At 73.6% G+C, this 1,294-nt stretch carries 1 protein-coding gene; it reads right to left on the minus strand.

Annotated elements, in window-relative coordinates:
* Positions 1 to 1,257, minus strand: a 1,257-nt coding sequence (locus C6N75_RS04905) for an MFS transporter (protein WP_105867599.1), incomplete at its 3' end; no start/stop codon positions are given.
* Positions 1,258 to 1,294 lie beyond the last annotated feature (37 nt).

Here is a 1,294-nt window from a genome sequence, read left to right on the forward strand (position 1 = left end):
GGTGGGGGTGGTGCGGATCAGGAGGGTCGCGGGGAGGGCCAGGAGGACGGCGGCGGCCACGCCGGCGATGAAGTAGGCGGAGGCGTCGGCTTGTGCGGCGTAGGTGGCGGCGGCCGGGGCGATGCCGCCGAGGACGGCGCTGGTGACGGCGTTGGGCAGGCCGACGCCCAGGGCGCGGACGGTGGGCGGGAAGATCTCGGTGAGGAGCTTGGGCAGGACGGTGGTGGCGCAGACGAGGTAGAGGGTGCCGGAGCCGTAGGTGAGCAGGAGGCTGGTGAAGGTGCCGCGCATGGTGAGGTAAGCCAGGGAGCCGGTGACGGCGAAGAGGATGCTGGCGGCGACCAGGAGGCGGGCGGCGCCGATGCGGTCGGCCAGCAGGCCGACGGGGACGTTGAGGATCATCAGGGCCGCGGTGGCGGTGACGATGACCCAGAACATGGTGCCGGGGGCGGCCAGGCGGCCGCCGAGGGCGGGGACGACGGCGGTCCAGGTGCCGCCGACGGCGCCGGTGCCGGCGACCAGGAGGACGGCGGTGAGGACGCTTCGGCGGTGGGTGCCGAGGACCTTGCGGAGGGATCCCCGGTCGTGGTGGGTGCGGACTTCGCGGTGGAAGACGTCGGTCTCGGTGAGGCGGGCGCGCAGGACGAGGAGGAAGAGGCCGAGGACGCCGCCGAGGAGGAAGGGGATGCGCCAGCCCCAGTCGGCCATGGCGGCGGGGCCGAGGGCGGCGGTGAGGGCGCCGCCGAGGAGGGAGGCGGTGAAGGCGCCGGCGCAGGTGGTGAGGGAGAAGAGGCTGCCGTAGGTGGATTTGCGGCGTTCGGGGGCGACTTCCATGAGGTAGGCGGCGGCGGTGGGCCATTCGCCGCCGTGGGAGACGCCCTGGGCCATGCGGGCGATCAGGAGCAGGAGGGGGGCGAGGATGCCGATGGTGGCGTGGGAGGGGGTGAGGCCGATGAGGAGGGAGCCGCCGGCCATGAGGGAGACGGCGAGCATGAGGGCGGGGCGGCGGCCGCGGCGGTCGGCGAAGCGGCCGAGGAGGATGCCGCCGAGGGGGCGCATGAGGACGCCGACGCCGAGGACGGCGAAGGCGCCGAGGACGGAGGTGAGGTTGTTGCCGGCGGGGAAGAACTGGGCGGCGAAGTAGGGGGCGAAGAGGCCGTAGCCGAGCCAGTCGAAGGATTCGATGAAGTTGCCGGTGACGGTGGCGGTGACGGCTCGGCGGTGGGCCTTGGGGGACCCGTTGAGGGGTCTTCTCACGGGGTGGGGGCCTGCTCTTTTACACCTCTCCCGGCCC

This window comes from Streptomyces solincola (assembly GCF_002982015.1).
Classification (GTDB): Bacteria; Actinomycetota; Actinomycetes; order Streptomycetales; family Streptomycetaceae; genus Streptomyces; species Streptomyces solincola.